The sequence below is a fragment of the Alteromonas sp. R7 genome (genome assembly GCF_055755235.1).
This window is the reverse complement of record NZ_JBVTQX010000008.1, coordinates 83,115-101,855: the sequence shown is the minus strand read 5'-3', so window position 1 is coordinate 101,855 and position 18,741 is coordinate 83,115. Positions and strand designations below refer to the sequence as shown.

Annotated in this window: 13 protein-coding genes; 10 read left to right on the top strand and 3 right to left on the bottom strand. The window is 45.7% G+C overall.

All coding sequences use genetic code 11. From position 1 onward, the window contains the following. The first annotated feature begins 68 nt into the window (after nucleotides 1-68). The 9 genes from AC0J2X_RS14130 (at nucleotide 69) to AC0J2X_RS14090 (ending at nucleotide 12,675) form a co-directional block, all read left to right on the top strand. Nucleotides 69-1,646, top strand: coding sequence for a gamma-glutamyltransferase family protein (locus AC0J2X_RS14130; protein WP_069944092.1), 1,578 nt, complete (start codon nucleotides 69-71; stop codon nucleotides 1,644-1,646). 72 nt (nucleotides 1,647-1,718) lie between these two features. Continuing rightward, nucleotides 1,719-2,537: a sulfite exporter TauE/SafE family protein gene (locus tag AC0J2X_RS14125; RefSeq protein WP_069944091.1), complete on the top strand. Its 819-nt coding sequence runs from the start codon at nucleotides 1,719-1,721 to the stop codon at nucleotides 2,535-2,537. Between the two features lie 10 nt (nucleotides 2,538-2,547). Continuing rightward, complete coding sequence (locus AC0J2X_RS14120; RefSeq protein WP_069944090.1) at nucleotides 2,548-3,816, top strand: pyridoxal-phosphate-dependent aminotransferase family protein; 1,269 nt, start codon at nucleotides 2,548-2,550, stop codon at nucleotides 3,814-3,816. Continuing rightward, nucleotides 3,809-5,053 carry an allantoate amidohydrolase gene (locus tag AC0J2X_RS14115; RefSeq protein WP_472996145.1) on the top strand — a complete coding sequence of 415 codons (1,245 nt, stop codon included), beginning with the start codon at nucleotides 3,809-3,811 and terminating at the stop codon, nucleotides 5,051-5,053. The genes AC0J2X_RS14120 and AC0J2X_RS14115 overlap by 8 nt, the downstream gene beginning before the upstream one ends. A 36-nt stretch (nucleotides 5,054-5,089) precedes the next feature. Next, nucleotides 5,090-5,455, top strand: coding sequence for an AraC family ligand binding domain-containing protein (locus AC0J2X_RS14110; protein ID WP_014978987.1), 366 nt, complete (start codon nucleotides 5,090-5,092; stop codon nucleotides 5,453-5,455). Nucleotides 5,456-5,671: 216 nt separating this feature from the next. Continuing rightward, nucleotides 5,672-7,150 (top strand): adenosine deaminase family protein, encoded by a 1,479-nt coding sequence (locus tag AC0J2X_RS14105; protein WP_472996144.1) that lies wholly within the window; start codon nucleotides 5,672-5,674, stop codon nucleotides 7,148-7,150. A gap of 2 nt (nucleotides 7,151-7,152) precedes the next feature. Then, nucleotides 7,153-8,730: a uracil-xanthine permease family protein gene (locus tag AC0J2X_RS14100; RefSeq protein ID WP_472996143.1), complete on the top strand. Its 1,578-nt coding sequence runs from the start codon at nucleotides 7,153-7,155 to the stop codon at nucleotides 8,728-8,730. 241 nt (nucleotides 8,731-8,971) lie between these two features. Further along, complete coding sequence (locus tag AC0J2X_RS14095) at nucleotides 8,972-11,407, top strand: TonB-dependent siderophore receptor (RefSeq protein ID WP_252118200.1); 2,436 nt, start codon at nucleotides 8,972-8,974, stop codon at nucleotides 11,405-11,407. 131 nt (nucleotides 11,408-11,538) lie between these two features. Further along, nucleotides 11,539-12,675 (top strand): purine nucleoside permease, encoded by a 1,137-nt coding sequence (locus AC0J2X_RS14090; RefSeq protein ID WP_472996142.1) that lies wholly within the window; start codon nucleotides 11,539-11,541, stop codon nucleotides 12,673-12,675. 14 nt (nucleotides 12,676-12,689) lie between these two features. On the opposite strand, the gene AC0J2X_RS14085 is transcribed toward AC0J2X_RS14090, so the two are convergent. The 3 genes from AC0J2X_RS14085 to AC0J2X_RS14075 all read right to left on the bottom strand — a co-directional run bounded on the left by AC0J2X_RS14085 (nucleotide 12,690) and on the right by AC0J2X_RS14075 (nucleotide 18,099). Further along, nucleotides 12,690-14,693, bottom strand: coding sequence for a PAS domain-containing hybrid sensor histidine kinase/response regulator (locus tag AC0J2X_RS14085; RefSeq protein WP_472996141.1), 2,004 nt, complete (start codon nucleotides 14,691-14,693; stop codon nucleotides 12,690-12,692). Between the two features lie 159 nt (nucleotides 14,694-14,852). After that, a complete protein-coding gene (locus AC0J2X_RS14080; protein WP_069944084.1) occupies nucleotides 14,853-15,773 on the bottom strand; it encodes a diguanylate cyclase in 921 nt (306 codons plus the stop codon). Nucleotides 15,774-15,993: 220 nt separating this feature from the next. Beyond that, nucleotides 15,994-18,099, bottom strand: coding sequence for a two-component system response regulator (locus AC0J2X_RS14075; protein ID WP_472996140.1), 2,106 nt, complete (start codon nucleotides 18,097-18,099; stop codon nucleotides 15,994-15,996). A 185-nt stretch (nucleotides 18,100-18,284) separates the two neighbouring features. On the opposite strand from AC0J2X_RS14075, the gene AC0J2X_RS14070 reads away from it, so the two are divergent. After that, a complete protein-coding gene (locus tag AC0J2X_RS14070) occupies nucleotides 18,285-18,647 on the top strand; it encodes an Hpt domain-containing protein (protein ID WP_039227191.1) in 363 nt (120 codons plus the stop codon). The last annotated feature ends 94 nt before the right edge of the window (nucleotides 18,648-18,741 follow it).

Below are 18,741 nucleotides of genomic sequence, written 5' to 3'. Positions count from 1 at the left end.
GCCCGTCATTTTGCCTGATTTGGGCTTAACCTGACTGCGCGGTTGCCGAGTTTTTGAAGGAATTAAAAATGAGTGAAAAACCAAATATAGCGTTTACTGCCCCTCACTTTGCGGCATCGCAAGTGGGCTTAAACATATTAGAAAAAGGCGGCACCGCTATTGAAGCTATGGTAGCTGCTGCAGCCTCTATCGCGGTTGAATACCCGCACATGAATGGCATGGGCGGTGATGGATTTTGGCTAATCAGTGAACCTGGTAAAAAGCCGATTGGCATTGATGCATCTGGCGTAGCAGCAAAGGGCGCGACACCTTCTTTCTACGAGGGTAGCGATGCCATACCGAGTCGAGGCGGAAAGTCAGCATTAACCATGGCAGGCGCAGTTGCTGGTTGGCAAGCCGCGCTTGAATTAAGTCACAAATGGCAAAGCGGTTTACCGTTAAGTACATTGTTCGATACGGCGATCAGTCAAGCTAACTGGGGGATTGAAGTTACCCAGAGCTTGGTGGATGCCAGCAACAAAACCTTTGACGAGCTAAGTGCGGATGAAAATTTCGCTCAGTTTTTGATTAAGGGGAAAGCCCTTAAAAAAGGTAAAATTTTAAAGCTAACAAAGCTCTCTGAAACTTTGAAGCGTTTAGCAGAAAAAGGGTTAGATGATTTTTATCACGGTGAGTTAGCTTCACAGCTGGCTGAAGACTTAGAAGCAGCCGGCTCTCCTATTCGTCTTGAAGATTTCAATAATTACAAAGCGACAATTGTTGAGCCATTGTCAGTATCCACCAGCAAAGGCAAGCTTTATAACTTGCCGGCGCCCACACAAGGTGTGGCGTCGCTCATTATTTTAGCCCTGTACGACAAAGTTCAGCATTTGGGCAGCACCGATGCTGACATGGTGCATTTACTTATCGAGTGCACAAAACAAGCTTTTATTGCGCGTAACGCGAACGTAACCGACCCATCTCGTACGCCTGTTAGTCTTCAAAGCCTGTTAAGTGACGATGTGCTTGATGAAATGGTGAAGAACATCTCATTAGATAAAGCACTTCCTTGGCCCCATGAAGCCAAGCACGGCGATACTATTTGGATGGGTTGCTGCGATTCTGAAGGCCGAATGGTGAGCTACATACAGTCACTTTACTGGGAGTTCGGCTCGGGCGTAGTGAGCCCGCAAACAGGCATTGTGTGGAACAACCGTGGCACTTCGTTTTCACTCGATCCAAACAGTAACCAATATTTGGCGCCAGGCTTAAAACCATTTCACACACTTAACCCCGCTTTCGCTGAGCTTGTTGACGGTCGACGAATGAGCTATGGCACCATGGGTGGTGAAGGTCAGCCTCAAACCCAAGCGGCGCTGTTTGCTCGTCATGTGTACCACGGCCAACCTATCGCCAAAGCAATTTCCCTAGGCCGTTGGCTACTTGGTAGAACATGGGGCGATCAGAGTCACAACTTAAAAGCAGAGCGAGATTTAGTTGAGTATGTAGGTGAGAGCTTACTGGCACGGGGCCACGATATGGTGACGGTAGATCCTTGCAACGAACTCATGGGTCATGCTGGTGCAATCATTCGCGACACAGAAGGTACAGTGAGTGGCGCAAGCGACCCAAGAAGTGACGGCAAAGCCTACCTTGGACACCGCTAGTTTATTCGCAGTGGCTAAGACGCAGCACTGACAAATAGTTAAACCAATAAACGTTAAAGAGAAAGAAATCACATGCAGTTTTTAATGGATAACCTAACGGTTATATTATCGCTTGCGGGAACAGGCGTGTTCGCAGGCATACTAGCAGGAATGCTTGGCGTAGGTGGTGGCATTGTTATTGTGCCGGTACTGTTTTTCTTGTTCCAAGCCCTTGGTGTGTCACCTGAGAGCGCAATGGTTATAGCCACGGCCACGTCATTGGCAACCATCGTTCCTACTTCAGTAAGCTCTATTCGTGCTCATCACAGTAAAGGCAATGTAGACTTTGCATTGCTAAAAGCGTGGGCAGTATTCATTCTAATTGGCGTGCTTGCCGGAAGCTATGCGGTGACGGCGGTTAACCCGACGTTCCTTACCTTACTGTTTGGCATTATTGCAACCTTGTCTGCCATTAATATGCTTATTGGCAAGAAAGACGCGCTATTTAAAGGGCTACCGGGCCGCGCGGGTCAGTCGATTATGGCAACCTGCATTGGGCTATTCAGTTCTATGGTAGGCATTGGTGGCGGTACGTTAACCGTGCCGACTCTCACATTTTGTAACTACCCAGCACACAAAGCGGTGGGCACCGCTGCTGCAGTCGGTTTAATTATTTCGCTTCCAGCGGCGCTTACGCTGCTATTTGTTGGTTCCACTCCTGTTGATGCGCCCTTTGCTACGTACGGCTATGTAAACTTGCTGGGGTTTGTCTGCATTGTTCCACTCACCGTGTTATTTGCGCCTGTCGGAGCAAGCATAGCCAACAAGCTAGACGCTGGCTTACTTAAGAAAATCTTCGCCGTTGTTCTCATCATCACTGGCTTGCGCATGCTAGCGCAAGTGCTTATCTAGGAGTGCCCACATGTCTAAAGAAGCTTCTAACAGAACGTTTGCTCCACTATCCCCGCCGCCTCGCTTGCTAATGGGCCCGGGCCCAATTAACTGCTACCCCCGTGTGTTAAGCGCCATGTCTACCCAGTTAGTAGGTCAATATGACCCTGTAATGACTGGCTACATGAACGAGGTGATGCAACTTTACCGCGATGTTTTCAATACGAAAAACCAGCAAACCTTCTTGGTTGACGGTACGTCGCGCGCTGGAATTGAAGCTGTATTGGTATCGGCAATTGAGCCAGGCGATAAAGTCCTCGTACCTATCTTCGGGCGTTTTGGGCATTTGCTTGCTGAAATTGCAGAGCGCGCCGACGCTGAAGTTCACACCATTGAAGTGCCGTGGGGCGAAGTGTTTACGCCTGAACAAATTGAAAAAGCGATAAAAGACGTAAAACCAAAACTGCTTGCCATTGTTCAAGGGGATACGTCCACCACCATGCTGCAACCGCTTGCAGAAATTGGCGCGATTTGTGAAGCAAACGATGTGTTGTTTTACTGCGATGCAACAGCGTCAGTAGGTGGGAACCCGCTAGACGTTGATGCTTGGAAATTAGATGCGGTGTCAGTTGGCCTGCAAAAGTGCTTAGGAGGCCCATCAGGCAGTGCTCCTATTACACTAAGCGACAAGTTTGTTAAAACCGTGCGTACCCGTCACCACGTTGAAGCCGGCATTCGCGATGCTCACCATGAAGCTGCGCGTGGCCCTAAAATTCGTTCTAACTACTTCGACTTGCCCATGATCATGGATTATTGGGGCGAGGAGCGACTAAATCACCACACCGAAGCGGCCAGTATGCTCTATTGCGCCCGTGAATGCGCGCGCCTGCATTTAGAAGAAGGCCAGGAGAACGTGATTGCTCGTCACAAAGTAGCGGGCGACGCCATGCTAGCCGGTATTCAGGCCATGGGACTTGAGCCCTTCGGCGACCTGAAACACAAAATGTACAATGTTGTAGGTGTTCATATTCCCGAGGGTCTTCATGGCGAAGAGGTACGCGAAACCTTACTTCTGCGTTTTAACATTGAAATAGGCACTAGTTTTGGTCCGCTAAAAGGAAAAATTTGGCGCATTGGCACTATGGGCTATAACGCCAGAGAAGATGCCGTGTTACATACCCTCCAGTCCCTTGAAACTGTGCTTCGTATGCAAGGGTTTGCGCTACCTGCGGGTAAAGGGGTAGATGCTGCGCTTAGCGTTTATGCTAAGGCTAAAGCGGCGGGAGTCGCGAATGGGTGAATTCGCAGAATTTGCTGAATTAGCTACGCAAGTCATGGCAAGGTGCGAAACATTAGGCACCTTAAGCCAGGACCCAGCCTGTTTAGACAGGCGCTATTTGACCGAACAACACAAGCTTGCAAATCAACTCGCCTCAGGGTGGATGATTGAAGCCGGAATGACCACCTGGCAAGACGCCGTTGGCAATATATGGGGGCGCTATACATCAAGCGTGCCCAACGCACCGCGATTAATTCTAGGCAGCCACCTCGACACTGTGCCTAACGGCGGAAAGTACGACGGCATGCTAGGCGTGGTCGCCGCTATTTCGCTGGTCGCTATGTTTGACGGCACGCAAACCAAGTTCCCTTTTCATATCGATATTGTGGGTTTTTGTGATGAAGAAGGCACGCGATTTGGCACCACCCTTTTAGGAAGCCGCGCGCTCACCGGTAAGTGGCAAGAGCAATGGCGTCATCTAAAAGATGAAAATGGCGTGAACTTAGAGCAAGCCATGACGAACTTCGGCCTTAATTTCGACGCAGTAAACAGTGCCGCTATTTCCCGTACCGACATTTTGGGTTACATAGAACTTCACATTGAACAAGGCCCTGTTTTAGAGCAAGAAAATCTGCCTGTTGGCGTTGTCAGTGCTATTGCTGGTGCAAAACGTTTTAATTTTTCAGTAGAAGGCATGGCGGGTCACGCTGGCACTGTGCCGATGTCTATGCGACGAGATGCGTTGTGCGCAAGTGCAGAGATGCTATTGGCTGTAGAGAGCATAAGCTTGCAGCGTCCGGGCGTTGTAGCCACGGTAGGTAAAATTGAAAATGCGCCAAACGGCGTTAACGTCATTTCTGGTCGCACACGTTTTTCTCTCGATATCAGAAGCGAAGATGATGAATTGCGAGATTCTGTATTGGCAGAAATATTGCAAAAGTTTGATGCCATTGCGCATGCAAGACAAATAACGCTAACACGGGAGCAAACCCACAGCGCGCCCGCGGTACATTGCGATAGCCAACTGAAAGAAGCGCTAGTTCGAGGCGTAAAAGAAAGCGGGATTGAGCCGAGGGTACTTGCCTCGGGCGCAGGTCATGACGCCATGGCTATTGCTGATATTTGCCCTGTGGCCATGCTATTCACACGTTGTAAGGGCGGAATAAGTCACCACCCTGCAGAATCTATTACCATTGATGACGTGGCCGCTAGTTTGTCAGTACTTTATAAAACCATTAGCAAGCTCAAGCATACGTAATGGTTAAATCAGTAAAGTTTCAATGAAGGGTTAATAATGAAAATAACAAGGATTTACAACGATGAAGCAGGCAAAAGTCACTTTGGCGAAGTGGAGATTGCGCTAAAAGACGGCGGTCCCATCGGCATGCTTTCAGAAAAATTTGGAGCCGATAAGATCATTTTTCGCGAAACGCCTGCAGATTATGATTTTAAGTGGCATCCAGCGCCGGCGCGACAACTCCTTTTCATAATTAAAGGGCGTGCTGAATTTACGGTGTCTAACGGTGAACGCCACGTGTTTGGAGCAGGTGACGTACTATTGCTAGAAGACACAGAAGGCGAAGGCCATTGTTCCCGCGCAATGTACAATGAAGTACGCCACTCAATTTTTGTGACGTTAGATGAAGGCGTAGCCCTATAAAACGACCGTTCGCACTGCTCTGAAAAAATGCGCTAATTTAGCGCATTTTTTTGTTTAGGCACCAAAATGGGGCTTACGAATTGCCTAATTATTTGATCCTGACCCAAATCTACATAAAAAACACTTTAAAACAACAACTTAAAAACACATCACCAAGCAGACCAACTGGTCAATATCTTGCAACCATAGAGCAACTATTGCTAAGAAAAATTGCTCATGTCATTTGTTGTACGAACCCTGTTCATTTTGTCTTTATCCTTTGTTGGTCTTTATTCCGCCGCAAGCCCCTTTCCTACTGAAGAAGACGCAAACAGTTGGTTTAAGCAATATACTCAGTCATTGACCGATTCACAGACCTATCAACTACTTAAACAGTTTCCAAAAGGCGGTGACTTGCACCATCACTTATCAGGCTCGGCGTACGGCAAATGGTGGTATGAGCTAGCAACTAATCAAGCACTAAACGGCGGCTATCAGTACTTCACTAAGATAAATCATAGCGAGTGTGACTCGGCGCCGTTGTTTCATACTATTTCTAACACTACCCACTCTAAACTAACGAAATGTAAGCAAAAGCAATATAAAGCGCTGAATGCCCTAAGTAACAAAGAACAAGAAGCGTTTATCCATAGTGTTGAACTTGACAAGCCAGAAGAAGGTCGAGAGGAGTTTTTTGAGTTTCACTGGCAGCGTTTAAGCGAGCTTACTCAAAACCCCTATATTACAGCGCAGGTTCTGCTTAGAAACATGCAGCTGTATCAACAAGAAAATGTGCGCTATTTAGAAACGCAAATGAACGTTAGGTTTATGAATCGCGCAGATGGGAGCCGCTTTCCCCCTGCTGAAGCGCTCAAAGTTATTACAGACATGCTCGATAGCGAACCAGCGAAAGCTACTGGTGTCACCGTTCGTTTTCAATATGCCTTGGTTCGTTTTACTGACAACATTGAAGCTCAACTAGACTGGATCTTCAAATTCGTAGACGCCAATAGAAAATGGTATGTAGGGATAAATTTGGTTGGCAGGGAGGACGATCCCCGAGGTCAACCCACGCGCTTTTTAGCGCCCATAACGAGACTTAGAGCTCAATATCCAGCCATTCGCCTCTCCTTTCATGCAGGTGAATCTGAGCATGCAGATACCAATATTCGCGACACCTTATTGTTAGGCGCAGAGCGAATAGGCCATGGCATTAATCTGCTAAAAGATCCTTCAACGTATTTGCTCATGCGCCATAACCGCTATTTGATTGAAACCAATTTAATTTCAAACCTAAAGTTGGAATACATCGATGATTTGAGCGCTCATCCCTTTCCTCAACTTTTAAGAACCGGTGTACCCACTGCACTTTCAACCGACGACCGAGGGATGTGGGATGCCACACTCACAGATGAATATTACCTGGCGTTTACCCAGTTCAATCTAAGCTGGAGTGAGCTAGTTACATTAAGTCAAAACAGTATCAAGTACAGCTTTTTACAAGACGAGAAAAAAGAGCAACTACTTACTGAGCTAAACCGAGATCTAACACAGTTTTTAGCCTTAATAGCGGAAAACGCTAACCAAATACCTTCTGCAAACAGCAAAGTACAACCTCTTAACAGCAACGTGGAACGCTACAGTGATTTCATCTGCGAGTTTGCCGCCTCGGTCTGCACCAATGAAGGAAATAACAAGGAAATAACAAGGAAATAACCATGTCTTCAAATCACAGCGAACTACTTTACGATTTACATGATAGTCCGGCATTTCTTCCTTCACTTACCGCGGCATTTCAGCATTTACTTGCAAGCTTTGTCGGTGTCATTACGCCGACTCTTATTGTTACATCAACACTGGGCCTTACTGAATACACGCCTTATCTTATCAGTATGGCCTTGTTTGTAAGCGGCTTAGGCACGGCAATTCAAACAAAGCGTATAGGCCCGGTAGGCAGTGGATTGGTAGCCATCCAAGGTACCAGTTTTGCGTTTATTAGCGCGTTGATACTGGCAGGAAATCAGGTCAAGGCGGATGGAGGAACACCCGAGGATGTTCTGTCTTTGTTGTTTGGATTAACTATGGCGGGTGCCATGGTCGAAGTGGTGTTTAGTCTATTTGTACATAAACTCAAACGTATCATTACACCATTAACTACAGGAATTGTGATAACCGCTATTGGGCTAAGCTTGATAAACGTAGGCATGACTGACCTTGCGGGCGGCTTTCACGCGGCTGACTTCGCCAGCACAGAAAACTTAGCCGTCGGCCTTGGCGTGTTGCTCATTATTGTTTTCTTGAACGCCTCAACAAATCATTGGCTGCGTTTAAGCGCCATCTTTATTGGTATGGCAATTGGCGCAACCTATGTTGGCATTACAAAAGGATTAGATTTCAGCGGCCTTGCTGCGCTTTCTGTCGTAGCGATCCCCACCCCTTTTGCCTTTGGCATTGCATTTGATATCACTCTCTTTTTACCTATCGCGCTCATCTATTTGTTTAGTGCAATAGAAACGGCCGGCGACTTAACCGCAAATAGCCTTTTCTGTAAGCAGCCTGTGAGCGGTCCGATTTATCTTGCAAGAGTGAAAGGCGGGATTTTGGGCGACGGCGTTAATTCGTTACTTGCTGGCATGTTCAACACCTTTCCAAATACTACATTTGGCCAGAATAACGGGGTTATCCAATTAACCGGCATCGCCAGCCGTAAGGTCGGCTTTTTTGTTGCAGCGCTATTCGTTGTTATTGGGTTCTTCCCCATTGTAGGTGGTGTGCTGCAGGCTATTCCCAAGCCAGTTCTTGGCGGTGCTACTCTGGTTATGTTTGCCATGGTGGCCGTGGGTGGCTTAAAGCTATTAGCCAGCTACGCACTTGATAGGCGCAGTAGTTTGGTGACAGCGTGTGCGCTAGGTATGGCGATTGGTGTAATGATGGTACCAGAAGCCCTTTCTGAATTGCCTTCATGGCTTGAAAATATCTTACTTTCCCCAGTAACCTCGGCCGGCCTTACCGCCGTCATCCTTGATTTAACCTTACCTGGAAAAAAGCCCCTTGCTTCCCCACACGCTAGTGCACAAAAAATTGAAAGCAGCACTGGCGTTGCTCAGGACAACCCTGCTTACGAGCCTATTCACAACCCAAAGCCAGAAAGTAGCCGTAGGGCGCCGAAAGTACTCAATGAAAAAGCCTTTGTAAACCATGAGGCTGTTAAGCACTCAGCACACTCGACATCCATTTTAAGTATAGACGGACAACCGGGCGTAACCTCTGCTCTTTTTAGTGCAAAAGCTCGCTAAAAATCACCGTAAAAGTGCATGCATTCATGCGATTAGGTTTATTTACATAAAAATAACAACATAAGAACAACATTATATATTTTTATCCCTATAATTCAGCAACTTAAGAAGAGGTTAAAAGTTGACCAACTGGACAAGTAGTTGGCACTCATCCTGCTAACTCTCTTGCCAATAATAAAACGCATAAAAAAATGCGTGAATAGAGCCCTAAAAAAGGGCAACTAAAAATAACGAGGAAACCATGAAAAACACTACATTCAATTTATCTCCTCTAGCAAAAGCTTTTGCAATGACTACCGCGGTCGCGCTATCGTCGCAAGCTTTTGCTCAAGAAGAGACAGAGGTTAAAGAAAAAGACGTTGAAAAAATTCAGGTAACAGGATCCCTTGGGAGCCTTCCTGGTCAAGACGTTGAGTCAGTTTTTGGCTTTGGCAAATCTATTCTCGAAACGCCTCGCTCAGCGTCCACGATTTCTCAAGAGCAAATGGAGCGCTTCAACGTTTCAGACATTGATGAACTCGTCGCGTTCGCACCAGGTACATTCACACAGTCGTTCTTCGGTGTTGCAGGCTCTCTGGATGTGCGGGGCACGCCCGGGGAAACTTACTTCCGCGGTGTTAAGCGCTTAGACAACCCAGGTAACTACCCTACGCCTATTGGCGCGTCCAGCCGAATCGACATCGTTCGTGGTCCGGCATCACCTATTTACGGCCCATCAAAAATTGGTGGTTATCTGAACTTTAATCCCAAGTCTGCCCGTGCGTCATCGGGGCAGTATTTAGATGCACCAACAGGCGCGTTGTCTTACACAACGGGGTCGTGGAACAAAAGCATTTTAACTGCAGAAGTTGGCGGACCGACTAGTGTTGCCGGTAAAGAAATGGGCTATTACATATACGGTGAGCTAGAAAACTCTGACAGTTACTACGAGAATACCCAGACTGATCAAACCGTACTTCAAGCATCATTTAATATCGATATTACCGATAATCTTCGCTTTGAATTTGGTGGTATGTACCACGACTACGATGGTAACCAAGTGGCCGGCTGGAACCGATTAACTCAGGAGTTAGTTGACGACGGAACCTATATTACAGGTACGGCTCAACCATTAGATACGGACGGCGACGGTCAAATCAGTCACGAAGAATATGCTGAAGTCGCAGACTTGGTTTCACCGTTTATTTTCACGCCAGCTGTCCCATTAGATTCGGTTACAGGCGACTTTTTCGATCCTTTAATGGCATTACAAAACCCAGGTACCACGACCTTAAGTGGTAGCCAAACTTTGGTAGCGCCTGATGACCAACTTGGTAACGAAGCCATAACGCTCTACTTCGACACCATTTACTACACGGATAATTGGGAAATTCGCAACCAGCTTTTCTATGATGCATACGACAACATAAACGAAAATGCTTATGGCTTCTCACAATTCCATGACAGCTGGGTTATAGAAGACAAACTAATTTTTGCGACAGAATATGAGAACGACGGACTATTAGCGCAATTTCAATTTTCTCCATCTGTACGCTATACCGACTTTGAGCACGGCGATGACTTCACTTACGAGTTCTTTAATCGTCGCGACCTAACCATGCCGTCTTCAGCGCTCGATCGCCGCCTTTTGTCTACCCGCTCGGGTAAAAACTACGACAACTATGACGTAGGTAATTACTTAGACTTAGGCATTGCTGCAATGACCGATTTAACTTGGGACTGGGGTTTAAACTTAGTACTAGGTTTACGATACGACACTATTGATATTGAAAGCACATCGCGCACGGATTTACTTCTGGGTGCTACTGGAGATGAAACACCTGTTTATGCTGAAGAAACCGTAGATGGATGGTCTTGGAACGCTAGTATTTCATATGAATTTGAATTTGGCCTTATTCCTTATATCACTGCAGCAGAGCAAGCTACCCTTGTTGCAGGCCAGGGCGCCGAGATTGGTGTTGGCCAACTCAATCAACCTGGTGGTGGCGGTGCGTTCGACACCTCTGAGCTGATGGAATACGGTATTAAAGGTTCTCTCGTTGACGATACACTCTATTTTGCCCTTTCATTCTTTGAGCAAGAGCGTACCGACTTCAATACACAGAATACGGTTACCAACAACACAACCAATAACGAAGGCACCGAATTTGAACTTCGTTGGGTAGTCAATGAGAACCTTGTTGTTTCTGCTGGCTATACAAATATAGAAGTTATCAACTTAACTGCACTTGCCAATGGAAACCAATTTGGATTCTTAGGTGCTGACGATTTAGTTGCTCTTGATGATCCTTCGTTAATTTTTGGCGGGAACGTAGTAGGTCTTAACCTTGTTGGTGAAGGAGAAACAAACTCTGACGGACGAAAGGCCGGTATTCCTGAAAATATTTACACGCTGACAGCAACATATGACTTCCAAAATGGTTATGCTGCCAACGTGAGTATTGTGGATGTGGATGAGGTCGCGTCTGGCTACTCAGCTGCAGTGACACTTCCAGCCTACACGTTAGTCAATGCTGGCTTGTCATATCAGGCAGAAGATTGGTCGTTAAACTTAACCGTTAAAAACTTAACTGACGAGCGTTATTTCCGCTCTAACTTCCCTGATCTATTTGGTAGTCAAATTGTACTACCTGAACTACCGCGTCACTGGAATGCTAAATTTACTTACTCATTCTAAGTTCGCATACTCTTTGAGCGTGGTCGTGCTTCATGTGTAGATTGAACGTTCGACACACGCTCTCAGGCCTGTAAGTTTTTTCGATAAGAAGCCCAGTTTGATTATGCTGGGCTCTTTTTTAGGAGTACTAAATGCATCTTTCTTTTTATCCACTGCTTAAACAAAAACGGTCTGCCTTTTTCAACGCTTTGCTTATTTTGGCTATGTTTTTGGGTTTCTGTAGCAGTAGTTATTCTGCCAATGTTAAAGCCAATGACGCTAAGCCGCCAATGAAAGTGAAGGTTGTTGTAGTAAGTATGTTCGAAATTGGCAACGACGAAGGCGACGCGCCTGGTGAATTTCAATTGTGGAAGGCTCGCCAGAAACTCACAACCCAATACCCTTTGCCTCATGGCTTTCACGATATTTACGCCAATCCTGATACAGGTGTAATCGGTATGGTTACGGGAATGGGCATTGCGCGCGCTTCAGCAGCAATAATGGCACTAGGTCTTGATCCTCGCTTTGATTTATCCCAAGCCTATTGGTTGGTCGCTGGGATCGCGGGAGTCGACCCAGCGGATAACACCATTGGAAGTGCAATTTGGACCGATTATGTAGTCGATGGCGACCTAGCACATCAAATTGACGCTAGAGAAATTCCGTCTCAGTGGAGTACGGGTTATTTCCCCCTCTTCACTCATGCGCCCTTTGAAAACGCTGACGCTGTAGACGTAAACAACAGCCCAAATGGCGAGGTGTACGCGCTGAACTTACCGTTAGCAAAGTGGGCCTATTCGTTGACAAAAGACACCAAGCTTTTAAACAACGAAGCGATGGATGCACTGAGAGCCAAGTACACCAACTCAGCTAATGCGAGGGCACTTCCCAATATATCTATGGGTGCGCATTTATCTGCATCTACCTTTTGGCATGGCGAAAAACTAAATACGTGGGCAAACGATTGGGTGGCATACTGGACGCAGGGCAAAGGAAATTTTGTTACCTCGGGCATGGAAGACTCAGCAACACTTCAAAGCTTGAGCTACTTGGACAATGCAGGGTTAGTCAATAAAGACCGCTTACTTATTCTTAGAACGGCGAGCAATTTTACCATGCAGCCACCATCGTTGAGCGCTGCGGAGAACCTAAAGTTAGAGAGTTCTGGCGATGGATATGCAGCAATGGGAGCCGCTATAGAAGCCGCCTATAAAGTCGGCTCACAGGTTACAGACTATATTGTAACGCATTGGGAAACCGTAAAAGATACACCCCCTTCAGCGGAATAAACGCACTTTAACCTCTACGCTGTTACTGATTTAGCATTTAGTGCATGGCGCACCTGAAGGGTAACGTCATTTTGTACCACGGGCTTGGCAAGAAAATCGGCCATGCCCGCATTGCTACAATTAGTTTTATCTTCAGGTGTAGTATTTGCCGTTATAGCCACAATACGGCCGTGCTTGGGCAATAAGTTTTCTTGGACAATAATCTTAGTCGCACTTACCCCATCGAGTACTGGCATAGCGCAATCCATAAAAATAATGTCGTATTTTTTAGCTCGGGCCATTTGAACGGCCACTTCGCCATTTTCGGCTTCATCTGGAAGGTAATTAAACTTCTCTAGCATGGATGCAAGCACGAAACGGTTTATATCGTTGTCATCAACAACCAAAACGTTAAGAGGAACGCTAAGCAGGTCTGAAGAGAGGACAACGTCACTCTGCTTTTCTTTATCTAAAACTGCCATTTCTACAGGTATAGCAATATCGAAACAGGAGCCTTTCCCTGCGCTTGACCGCACTTCAAGCTCGCCATCCATTTTGCCAACAAGTTGATTGACGATAGACAACCCTAAACCGTTTCCATTTAACTCTTCAGAGGCACTGGCGGTGTCGTTTTGAAATGGTCTAAAAATACGTGACAATATTTCATCACTCATGCCCACACCAGTGTCTTCAATTGACGCAAGTAAAATAGGCACATCGCCTTGATGCTTTAACGTAACTTGCACCGAAATATACCCTTTTGGCGTAAATTTAACCGCGTTCGATAGTAAATTTGTAATGACTTGACTGATTCGGGCGGCATCTCCGTGAACATAAGTGTTTTCGTCAAAAGACAGCACCGCGTAAAGCCTTACGCCTTTCTCTGCACATTTTGTTTTAAATACATCCAGGATATCCTCAATTAACGAACGCGCACAAAAATCGCTATATTTTAGTGAGAATTCGCCGTTAATGATGGAGGTGTAATCCAAAACATCGTTTATAAGAGACAATAAGCGGTCTGCGCTATGAAGCGCCACATCCGCTTTGCGCATTCGCACATTTTCTTTATTTTCGAACTTGAGCGCCTGCAGCATGCCGGTAATGCCATTAAGCGGCGTCTTTAACTCGTGGCTTATACGGGATAACAACATGCCACGTTCTTTAGACGCAGCTTCGGCTTCTCTTCTTCTCTCATCCAATTCAAGTCTAAGTTGCACCGACTTGTTTACGTTTTGGCAAGTCCCAAACAAACGAATACACTTTCCGTGCTTCATCTCAGCCATGCCGTGGGTTTCTATCCAAACTGAATTACCTTTGGCGGAGACAAGTTCAAGCGTTGCACTCCACGGTTCACCCGTAGCGACCGTGTGGGAGACAATGCGGTTTATCTCATCTCTATCAAACCCCTCTTTGTAGAAGTTGATAGCTGTTTCTAATGTGGGTACAAAGTCTTCTGAGACTTCGTGAATAAGCCGAGTTTGTGAAGACCAGCTAAGTGCATTAGTGGTCAAATCAACTTCCCATGTGCCTATGTTCGCTACACTTTGTAACTTTTCGTACAACGTGTTTTGATTGGTCTCTGCTTTTTCGAGATGAAACTTATCCAACATCACGCTCAGGCAATCGTCTAACAGCGACAGCTTGTCGAGGTTTACCGACTGTTCCGGGCACGCATTAATAAAGACTAAGCAGACTTGGCTTCCATCTAGGGTATGAACACGGCCTCGAATGTATTTTTCGGCATTAAAATAAGTAGAAAACCATTGTTTAAATGCAGTAGAACACTTAGCGCTGTTTACAGGGAAACAGTTGTCTACAGGCACACAGGTAGAGAAAGAAGGGACCGACTTAAAGTTGGGTGCATACGCCGACGAAGCTTTAACCAATATATTAACTGTCTCTTCGTCCAGCTGTAAAAGTAAACCTTGAAACACGCCAAACGAATCGCAGCCTCGCTGTACCAAACTGGTTAGCGATGCCTTCAACTGGTGTTCCAGTTTCACATTCAAACTCGATTGTTCGTCAAAATAAACCATGGTTCGCTACCCAAGCGTAAAGACCACAAGATTCTTGCCGCTTTGCTCGATTCATGCACAGCGGCCCCGCATTTATAATGATAGCTTGGGATTTGAATACGGGATATTAAACAATAGGCTAGAAATTCTATTTTTATGATGGGAAATTGGGCTGTGGCCTCAGCCCTTGGCTTGGTTTCGCCCTAATTCTTTTGCTTCAAACAGTGAAATGTCAGCGTCTTCTATAAGCGCAGCCACATCGTCTTCAACCACATCCGTAGCTTTCCAAACTGCAAAGCCTGCACTTATTGATACGCGGTTTTCTATCCCTTTACCATGTGGAATTCTTGCATTGGCGACAGCCTCTACAAGCTGATGTGCCACTAGCTTTGTGCCCTGATGGTCGATATAGGGGAGGACGACTAAAAACTCTTCGCCGCCAAAGCGAATAACGGCATCTTTCGGCCGTTTAACCGTGTCCGATACAATTTGCGCCACTTTTTGAAGACAAATATCGCCTTCGAGATGCCCGTACGTATCGTTGAAAAGCTTAAAATAATCGATGTCGATCATTATTGCTCCAACTGTACCTTTGTCTCTCGCAACTTGCTTAATAAGTAACGGAATTTCCTTGGTTAAATACATGCGATTGTACAAACCCGTTAGCTGATCGTGAAATGTCATCATTTCAAGGAATTCGGTGCGAAGCTTATTTTGCAGATGTGTTTTGATGCGATGCGTCAACGTAGAAGCGTTAACCGGTTTCATGACAAAGTCTGACGCCCCTACTTCCCAGCACGCATTTTCACTCTCAATATCCATTGTAGACGTAACGAAAATGACAGGGATATGATTCGTTTCAGGCGAGGCTTTTAAGGCTGTGCAAACGTCTAGACCATCAATATCTGGCATATTCATGTCCAGCAGAACTAAATCCGGCAAATTTGCTTTACAGTAAGATATGGCTTCTTCTCCCGACTCGGCTGTAGCACAGGTAAACACCGACTCTAGGATGGATTCAAGCAGCATACGACTCATCGGCTCATCGTCCACAATAAGTACATTACACTCTGCGTAGGGTTTTATTTCATTTCGATTCATCGGGTACTTTTATTGTTACTACACCAAGGTGACCATTCTCGCTTCCGTTGTTTCTACTTTTACAATATCAAAGTAATAACAACGTTTTACGCAAGTCTAACACCTTACATCCAAATTTGTATCGAAAAGTCAGCTAGTTTGCTTCCAAGTAGGTATGGTTCGAAAGACAAGGTTATAAAGAAGGTCTATCGATAGCGTTCTGCACGCCGTCTAGTGAACCTCACGCAACTTGGCAATCATCGATGAACTTTGTGAAGAAATCCGCCATCCCCATAGGGCGACACATAAAATACCCTTGCCCTAAGTGGCATCCAAGAGCTTTGAGCGCAGCAAAGTGAGATTGGGTCTCTATACCTTCGGCAACAATGGTTAACTCTAAGCTTAATGCTAAATGCACTATTGCCGTTACGATATCATGTGCCTGCTGTTCTTTATCCATATCAATAACAAAAGAGCGATCTATCTTTAGCACATTCAATGGGAACTGGCGCAAATAAGAGAGACTTGAATAGCCCGTACCAAAATCATCCAACGCAATAGTAACGCCCAATGAAGCCAAGTCGTTCAGGATATCTCGGGTTTGTTCAAAGTCGTGCATTAGGGCTGATTCTGTTACCTCCAATTCTATAGACGACGCGGCGATACCCGCTTCGTTGATAATTTCAGCAACTTCTTTTGCGAAGCCTGGGTTTGAAAGCTGTTTAGCAGCTACGTTTACCGCCACTTTGAAGTCTTGCCCCAATTCGTTGCATCTAGCGACAAACTCACAGCTTTTTTGCAAAACTTGCTTACCTAATTGATGTATTAGCCCAGTCTCTTCTGCCAGCGGGATAAACTCATCAGGTCCAATAACTTTACCATTCTCGTCGAACATTCTGACTAAGCTTTCCGCACTTAGTACTGCACTATCGTCAAAGTCATACTTAGGCTGTAGGTAAATGGCTAGACTGTCGTTCTCTATGGCATTTCTAAGCTTTATCTCCATCTCCACACGATGATGCATGGCATGCTGCAGGTCTTTTGAAAAGAAACTGAAAGTGTCTTTGCCTTTTGATTTAGAGCGGTACATGGCTGAGTCTGCATGGCGCATCATCTCTTCCGCATTAACAGCATCTTGGGGATATAGGCTAATTCCAATGCTTAAGCTAAGTTGATGGGCCTTACCGTCTATATCAATGGGCTCTCTGCCCGCCTGCAAACACGCCATAGCAATACTGTCTGCACTGTAGCCCGAACCAATTTCAGTAAGTAAGCAGGCAAACTCATCGCCACCCACGCGGGCGAGCGTAGCGCTTTCTCCAACAACCTTTGCAAGGCGCTTTGCAATAGACGCAATAATATAGTCGCCGACTTGATGCCCAAGGCTGTCATTGAGGTATTTGAAATTATCGATATCGATTAACAGTAACGCTATGCTTTGCTTAGAGGTAAAACAACGAGTGATAGCTTGAACAACTCTATCGTGCAGCAGAACTCGGTTTGGCAGGCCCGTGAGCTGATCATGATTGGTTAAATGTGTCATCTTTACTGCCATTTCAATGGCTTCTGACACATCTTGGAAAACGATAACCGCGCCAGACAGATGGCCATCCTCATCAATGATGGGCGACGCTGTATCTTCTACCCTGAATACTTGATTGTGTCGGCTTACCAGCGTGGCGTTATAAGACATAGCTACCGGGCGCATCACTTCTAGTGCGTAAAGAGCGGGGTTTAAAAGGCGCTCATTTGTCGAGGCATCTCTTAAATTCATAACCTCATCGATAGGTTTGCCAAGGGCTTCAGTTTCGCTAAATCCGGTTAACCTTTGCGCTACCGGGTTAATAAACGTTACATCCCCTGCTGCGTTAATTGAAATAACGCCGTCAGCTATTGATTTGAGAGTAATAGCAAGCTGCTTTTTCTCTGCTTCTAATTCGTGATTAACACGAGCAAGCTTCGTTTTTTGGTCCTGAATAGTGAGATGATTTCTAACTCGCATCTGGCACAACCCAATATCAATGGGCTTGGATATAAAGTCTATGGCACCTAACGACAATGCCACATGTTCATTTTCTGGATCGCTATGGGAAGTGACAAAGATTACTGGAATAGCAGCCGTTTCTGGACACGCTTTTAACTGCTTGCAGACCTCAAAGCCAGATAGCTCAGGCATGCTTATATCTAGAACAACCAAATCAGGAAGTTGTGCTTTTATCACCGAAAACGCATTCGCGCTTTGCGAGACCGTAACAACCTTTGCTAGAGATTCTACTGCACTTTCTAATAACAAGAGTGTTGTTGGTTCATCGTCAATGATGACTACTTTCTGTGTCTCATTATCCATGAGAAATACCACACTGTGAAACTAATGACAGAATAAGTATCGCCCGAGATACGTAAAAAAAAATTAGTCTTTCGTCTAGGTTTTGCCGGTTTATGAACCGTTGTATGCTAAGCGGCTGAACTTGCTGTTTTTTGTTTAGAACATTTATTGTACACTGGCATAACGCTTCAATTACGGTGGCACATATGGACACATCTAACTCAAACGATACGCCCACTCGAGAACAATTATGGAACCGCGATGCCGCAATAAGCAGGCTAGGTGGAAATGAGGGGTTACTGAACCGTATTGTTGAAATGTTCCTTGCGCAAATAGAACAAAAACAACAAGCTCTTCAAAGTGCAGCGACCGCATTAGATGTTGAAGCCGTTAGATTCAACAGTCATGCTATGAAAGGTGTGTCGGGCGATGTAGGTGCCGATGCCATTCGGGAAAAGGCATCGTCTATTGAAAACAAAGCCAAGCAAGACGATTTAAGCGAAATCGTTCAAGACATCACGGAATTAGACAATTTGATTAAGCAAACTATTGCAGTCATGCAATCGTAAAATCACATTAGCTTCTCGCATTAATCGCCAGAAGCTAACGCGACTATCTTCCACTCCTCACCTTGCTAGGGCCTGTTGACCTTTGTTGTACATT